A 6,627-nucleotide genomic window follows, 5' to 3' on the forward strand; every position below is an offset into this window, starting at 1 on the left:
CATGTGTGGCCGGTTCGTCGCAGCGGCAGATCCCGATCACCTCGCCGATCTGTTCGACGTCGCGGACCGACGGGCCGATGAGCTGCCGGCCAGCTGGAACGTCGCGCCGACCATGCCGGTGTACGCCATCGCCGAGCACCGCGACACCCGCTACCTCGTCAGCTTCCAGTGGGGCCTGGTGCCGACGTGGGCGGATGATCCGAAGGTCGGCTCGCGCATGATCAACGCACGCATGGAGTCGGTCGTCGACAAGCCGGCGTACCGCACCGCCCTGCAACGCCGACGCTGCATCATCCCCGCCGACGGCTTCTACGAGTGGCACACGGACGCGGCCGGCAAGACCGCCTACTACATCCACCGCGCCGACGGCCGCGCGCTGGCCTTCGCCGGCCTGTGGGAGGGTTGGAAGCGCCCGGACGACACCTGGCTGCGCACCTGCACGATCATCACCGGGGCCGCCGACGGCCACCTCGCCGAGCTGCACCCGCGGATGCCGATCGTCCTGCCGTCCGACGTGTGGACGCCGTGGCTCGACCGGGACGAACGCCGGCCCAGCGCCGCGCTCGGCATGCTGTCACGACCCGACACCGGGCCGCTGGTGTGGCACCCGGTGAGTGACCAGGTCAACAACGTCCGCAACGACCACCCGGGACTGATCGCCGCGGCCGCCGGTCACTCCGAGACGTCGACGTAACGGGCGCGCACGATCGCGTAGACGCCGAACAACAGCAGTCCCAGAGCCACCAGCGTGAGCAACACGGTACCGAACGGCTGGGACGCCACCTCCTGCAGCGCTGCGTCGAGGCCCTTGGAATCCTGCGGATCGAATTGCACGGCGGCGCGCAGAACGAAGATGCCGACGAGAGTGAAGACAACAGCACGGGCGGCGTGCCCGACCACGCCGATCCGCTTGATCCAGACGCGCTCCGTCGGGCTCAGCTGCTCCTCGTGGAGCTCCTCCATGAAGTCGGTCGTGAACGCCTTGTACGCCTGGTAGATGCCGACGCCGATGATGATCAGCCCGACCAGGCCGACGAGGAAGACACCGCCTGGAACGTCCCGCATCACGCGTGCGGTCAGGGCCTGCTGGCTGTTGCCGCCGCCTCCGCCGTTGCCGAACGCCGTGCTGAACGCCAGGAACGCCAGTGCCGCGTACATGACCGCGCGCACGATGTAGCTGGCGCGCATCACCGCGTTCTTGGCGTCGCTGTCCTCGCTGCCCTTCTCGGTGAAGAACTGCGTCAGCCGCCAGGCGGCGTAGGCGATCAGGCCGAACCCGACGAGCGCGACGAGGACCGTGCCGCCCGGCTGCTGGGCGAGTGTCTGCAGCGCGCCAGACTGGGACGTCTGCTGGCTGCCACCGGTGCCGAACGCCACCTGGATCGCGAGCACGCCGACGAGGCCGTACAGGACGCCGCGTGAGATGAGCCCGGCCTGGGCGAGGCGCCGCCGCCTGTCGGTCGGAAGGTGGGCGAGTGCGGTCATGGTCCAGGCCTGTCGATCGGTGGCGCGCGCATGCGCGTCACGGCTCGTCGTCGGAGCGTTCGGCATCGGCCGCGCCAGGCAGCAGCCGATCCAACCACTGGTGCAGGACGCGTCGCGCGGTCCCGCCACTGTCGTCTGACAACCACACGGGCGGCGCCGTCGTGTGCATCGCCGGCAGATGCTTCCCCGTCACCGCGTGAAAAACCTTGCCGGCCATCGATTTCGCCGGTTCGCGCTCGCCGTCGGTCAGGTCGACATCGATCTGGTAGACACCCCGCTGACGCTCGGTTCGAATCGGGCCCAGGCGGTCGAGCACCGCCAGCATCGCGAGGTTCTCCCCCAGCACGTACGCGCGGAACGTGGTGATCCCGCGCTCCCGCGCCGCGTCGGCGAGCGCCGCGAGCAGGATCGTGCCGAGGCCGCGTCCCTGGTAGGCGTCGAGCACGGTGACGGCGGCTTCCGCCACCGTCGGCTCGTCATGGAGCCGGACGAACCGGGCGACGCCGATGCCTGGGTGTTCGGGATGGTCGAGGTCGATGGCGACCCACGCGACGTGGTTCACCTGATCGACCCTCGTCAGGTAGTCGAGCTGCCGGTCGTCGAGCTCCTCGATCGCGGAGTGGAAGCGCAGGTAGCGCGACCGGGTCGACAGGCGCTGGAAGCCCTCGATGAACTGCTCCCGATCGTCGGGATCGACCATGCGGATGAGCACCCGCGTGCCGTCGCGCAGGGACGTCTCGATCGTCTCGCCGCCGGTCACCGTCCGCCCTGGTGCCCCGCGGTGCGCAGAGTGCCGGCCGGGCTGCGCGCGTCCAGCCCGAAGCGCCGATCGGGCGCCCGCGTGCCGTCGAGCAGGTCCGCGACGTACGCACCCAGTGCCGGCCCGTGCTTGAACGCGTGCCCCGACCCGCCGCCCGCCACCCAGACCGTGTCGCCGTCCAGCGGCGCGATCAGGAACTCGGTGTCCACGGTCGTCGTGTACTGGCACGTGCGGGTGCCGGCCAGCGGCGCGCCGGCCAGTGCCGGGAACCGGTGACCGAGGATCTCGCGCGCGGCGTCGACGTGGGCGGGCAGCGCCACCCGGTCGTCGGTGTCTGGATCGAACGGCGGTCCCTGACGGTCCGACGAGCACTTGAAGCCGTGGCCGTCCAGGTCGCCCGTGCCGTACGCCGCACCGGCGAAGTCGACCCAGGCGGGCACGCGGTCGCCGCGCCACGCGGGGCCGGCGGTGAACCAGCAGGCATCCTGCTGGGTGACCGTCAGCGCGAGGCGGCCACCGAAGACGACGGGCAGCCAGGGCCCACACGCCCACACGATCCGGTCGGCGTGGAGCGCCTCGTCGCCGATGAGGACGGCGTCGCGTTCCGGCCGCGCAGTCACGCCGTCGCGCACCACGGCACCCAGCGCCGCCGCGCGGGCCACGAGTGCGCGGGTGCCGACGGCGGCGCGCAGCACACCGGCGTGCGGCTCCCACAGCCCGAACGCCAGGTCGTCGGTGCGCACCGACGGGAACAGCCCGGCGATGCGCTCCTCCGCCAACCGCTCGAAGGGGATGCCGAGCTCGCCGAGCACGGCCTCGCTGTCGGCCTCCCACCCCTGCCGGTCGCGCGCGAACCACACCAGACCTGTCTCGACGAGCACGTGGGCGCCGGTCTCGTCCTCGAGCGTCCGCCAGCCGTCGCGCGCCGCCCACGCCAATGCCGTGTACCACGGCTGCTGACCGTGGCTGAACCGCAGCAGCCGTGTGTCGCCGCCCGAGGACGCCCTGCCGTGGCCGGGGGTCGCAGCCTCGAGCACCGTGACGTGCCAGCCACGGCGGACGAGCGCCAGTGCCGTGGCGGCACCGATGACACCCGCACCGACGACGACCGCGGTCGGGTGGTCAGCCACGATGCACCACCACGGGCTCGATGTCGTCGGCAGGCGTGAACCCCCACACCTGACCGTAGAACGACAGCTCCACCTCGAGCGCCCGGCGGATCGATGCCGCGCGTCGCAGGCCGTGTCGCTCGCCCGGAAACGTCACGTAGGCGTACGGTGACCTCACCGCGTCGAGCCGTGCCACCATGGCCTCCGCCTGCGACGGCGGAACGATCGGATCGAGCTCGCCCTGCAGGATCAGAAGCGGCGCCGTGATGCGCTCGACGTGCTCGATCGGCGAACGCTCCGACCACGCAGCCGGATCGTCGCCGATCAGCCCGTCCAGGTAGCGCGACTCGACCTTGTGGATCTCGGCGGCGAGCAGGCGCAGGTCGGCGAGCCCGAACAGGCTCACACCGGCGGTGAAGTCGTCGACCTGTGTCAGCGCCGCGAGCGTCGTGTACCCACCGGCGCTCGGCCCGCGGATGGCGAGCCGGTCGGGGTCGGCGAGCCCCTCGGCCACCATCCGACGGGCGACGCTGACACTGTCGGCGACGTCGACGACGCCCCACTGCCGGCGCAGCCGCTCCCGGTACGCGCGGCCGTAGCCCGTCGATCCCCCGTAGTTGGGCGCGACGACCGCGAAGCCGCGGGACGTCCAGAACTGCACGTCCAGCTGCAGGCTGCGCATGACCTGACCGGTTGGTCCGCCATGCACGTCGACCAGCAGGGGCGGCGGGTGGTCCGACGGTCCCGCATCGGGATGGGTCGGCGGCCAGTGGACCGCGGGGACGACCCGCCCGTCATCGGCCGTGACCGAAAGGTGCCGGGGCGTCGCCAGGTACACGTCCTCGACGTCCATCGGCCCCGGTGACGCGACCACCCGGTCGCCGTCCGAGCCGACACGCCAGCGCCTGACCTTCGGCAGGCCGAGGTCGGTGGCCGCGACCAGCGCAACCTCGTCGCCGTCGGCGGCCGGCGTCGGATCGCACAGCAACGGCGTCAGGGCTGACGGCTCGAGCGTTCCCGCCCGCGTGTCGAGCAGGTGCAACCGCAGGGCGGCGTCCCGGTTGACCAGGCAGGCGATGCGGTGGTCGTCGACGAGCGCGTACGTGCCGAGCCCCAGTTGCCACAGTGGCAGCCCGAGCTCTGCCTCCTCCCGCGTCAGCTGCTCGAGCCGATCGTCGGCGACGCGGTACAGGTTCCACCATCCGTCGGCGTCGCTGACGAGGTGGAGCACCCCGGACGGGCTCCAGGCCGGTTGGAAGATCGCGGTGTCCCGGTCCCCGGCCACGACCTCCGCGTCGATCACCCGACCACCACGCAGGCGGCCGGTCGTCAGCACGGTGCGGTCCCACGGCATGTCGGGCTGGTCCCACGACAACCACGCCAGCATCGAGCCGTCCGGACTGATGCGCGGCGTGGCGAAGAAGTCGCTGCGATCGACGAGCACCTCCGGCGCGCCGTCACCGGCGGCCGGAAGAGCGACCACGTCGTTGTGCACACCGTCGTCGGTGTGGCGCTCCCGGACCACGGCCAGCCATGACCCGTCGAGTGCCACCTCCATGTCGGCGTAGCGGATCGACCGTGGAGTCGGCGCGGGAGGCGTGACGGGCGTGGTCGTGCCGTCGGGCAGCCGGCGCCAGACGCGCTGGTCGTCGCGGTTGGCGTACCACACGGTCCCGTCCCGCACGGCGAACGGGCGACCGCCGTACTCGTGCACGAAGCTGTCGACGTCGTGACCGTCCGTGGTGTGCTCGACCGTGTCGGAGCCGTCGGTCCCGGAGCACACCACACCCCGCCCGTCACCGGACCGCCGCTCCTTCAACCACCACAGGCGTCCACCGTCGAGCAGTGGCCACGCGTACCTGGTCGCAGCACGCGCGACGAGCTCCGCCGTGATCGGCGAACGCCACACACCGTGGGGCGTGTCCGCATCCATCCCTGTGCCGCCTCGCTGTCGCCGGTGCCATGGACTAGCATCGCGCATCTCATGGTCACGGTCCCACTGCAGGTCCACGCGGTCGAGGCGGCGGCCGATGTGCTGCGCGGCGTCGCGCATCGCACACCGGTCCTGACCAGCACGACGCTCGACGAGCGGGTCGAAGCCCGGGTGTTCGCCAAGGCCGAGTGCTTCCAACGGGTCGGCGCGTTCAAGTTCCGCGGCGCATACCACGCGATCAGCCGCCTGACGGACGAGCAACGTGCGCGCGGCGTGGCTGCGTACTCGTCGGGCAACCACGCGCAGGCGGTTGCGCTGGCCGCTGCATTGCACGGCACGCCGGCGACGATCCTGATGCCTGAGGACGCACCGGCGACGAAGCTCGCGGCGACGCGCGGCTACGGCGCCAAGGTCGTGACGTACGACCGCTACAGGGAGGAGCGGACGACGCTCGGCGAGGCGCTCGCGGACGACGGCGGTTTGGCGCTGATCCCGCCGTTCAACCACGTCGACGTGATGGCCGGACAGGGGACGGTCGCGCTCGAACTGGTCGAGCAGGCGGGCCCGCTCGACACCTTGGTGGTCTGCGTGGGCGGTGGCGGGTTGATCTCGGGGTGCGCGACGGTCGCGAAGGCGCAGGACCCACCCGCGCGGGTCATCGGTGTCGAGCCGGAGGCGGGCGACGACGTGACGCGGTCGCTGGCGGCCGGGCACATCGTGGAGATCCGGACGCCGCGCACCATCGCCGACGGCCAGCAGACCACCGCACCCGGTGAGCTGACGTTCGCCGTCATGCGCGAACGGGTCGACGAGATGGTGCTGGTGTCCGACGTGCAGATCGTCGACGCGATGCGCTTCGCCTTCGAGCGGATGAAGATCGTGCTGGAGCCGAGCGGCGCGAGCGCGCTGGCTGCGCTGCTCGCCGGCGTCGTCGATGTCCGTGGTCAGCGTGTCGGGGTGGTGCTGTCGGGCGGCAACATCGGCGCGGACCGGTTCGCCGCACTCGTTGCCGGGGCTTGATCCCGACCCGCGGAGAGCCCGACAAGCAGCTCCTGGGAGCCAGATCACCCATGCGGTGCGCGGGCTCCCCCCGGACAGCGTCCGGCTCGCCCACGAACGGGGCCGGACATGCGTCACGCCCCGCCACGGGCGGGGCGTGTGACGACGACCGGTGCCAGCCGACCGTCGCGCGAAGTGGACGCCGACTACGCCGGTGTCACGTTGCTCGCCTGGGGGCCCTTCGGGCCCTCGGTCACCTCGAACTGCACGCGCTGTCCCTCGTCGAGGGACTTGTAGCCGCGCATCTGGATGGCGGAGAAGTGCACGAACAGGTCCGACCC

Annotated in this window: 7 protein-coding genes; 2 read left to right on the forward strand and 5 right to left on the reverse strand. The window is 71.7% G+C overall.

Annotated features, from left to right (window positions below; genetic code table 11):
• Nucleotides 1–694: SOS response-associated peptidase (locus VK923_09200; GenBank protein HSJ44843.1), on the forward strand; the 694-nt coding region annotated here is incomplete at its 5' end.
• On the opposite strand, the gene VK923_09205 is transcribed toward VK923_09200, so the two are convergent.
• The 4 genes from VK923_09205 to VK923_09220 are packed head-to-tail and all read right to left on the reverse strand — an operon-like array spanning nt 673 to nt 5,287.
• On the reverse strand, nt 673–1,485 hold the full coding sequence (locus tag VK923_09205; GenBank protein ID HSJ44844.1) for a DUF1206 domain-containing protein: 813 nt from the start codon (nt 1,483–1,485) through the stop codon (nt 673–675). The genes VK923_09200 and VK923_09205 overlap by 22 nt on opposite strands.
• A gap of 37 nt (nt 1,486–1,522) precedes the next feature.
• Entirely contained in the window at nt 1,523–2,245 is a 723-nt protein-coding gene (locus VK923_09210) for a GNAT family N-acetyltransferase (GenBank protein ID HSJ44845.1), read from the reverse strand.
• Nucleotides 2,242–3,375: an FAD-dependent oxidoreductase gene (locus VK923_09215; GenBank protein HSJ44846.1), complete on the reverse strand. Its 1,134-nt coding sequence runs from the start codon at nt 3,373–3,375 to the stop codon at nt 2,242–2,244. The genes VK923_09210 and VK923_09215 overlap by 4 nt, the downstream gene beginning before the upstream one ends.
• A complete protein-coding gene (locus VK923_09220) occupies nt 3,368–5,287 on the reverse strand; it encodes a prolyl oligopeptidase family serine peptidase (GenBank protein HSJ44847.1) in 1,920 nt (639 codons plus the stop codon). The genes VK923_09215 and VK923_09220 overlap by 8 nt, the downstream gene beginning before the upstream one ends.
• Before the next feature lie 51 nt (nt 5,288–5,338).
• Here VK923_09220 and VK923_09225 point away from each other — a divergent pair, with 51 nt between their 5' ends.
• Nucleotides 5,339–6,307, forward strand: a complete 969-nt coding sequence (locus VK923_09225; protein ID HSJ44848.1) for a threo-3-hydroxy-L-aspartate ammonia-lyase — start codon at nt 5,339–5,341, stop codon at nt 6,305–6,307.
• A 185-nt stretch (nt 6,308–6,492) separates the two neighbouring features.
• Here VK923_09225 and VK923_09230 read toward each other — a convergent pair.
• On the reverse strand, nt 6,493–6,627 hold a 135-nt coding region (locus VK923_09230), incomplete at its 5' end, for a cold shock domain-containing protein (GenBank protein ID HSJ44849.1).

The organism is Euzebyales bacterium, assembly GCA_035461305.1.
Classification (GTDB): domain Bacteria; phylum Actinomycetota; class Nitriliruptoria; order Euzebyales; family JAHELV01; genus JAHELV01.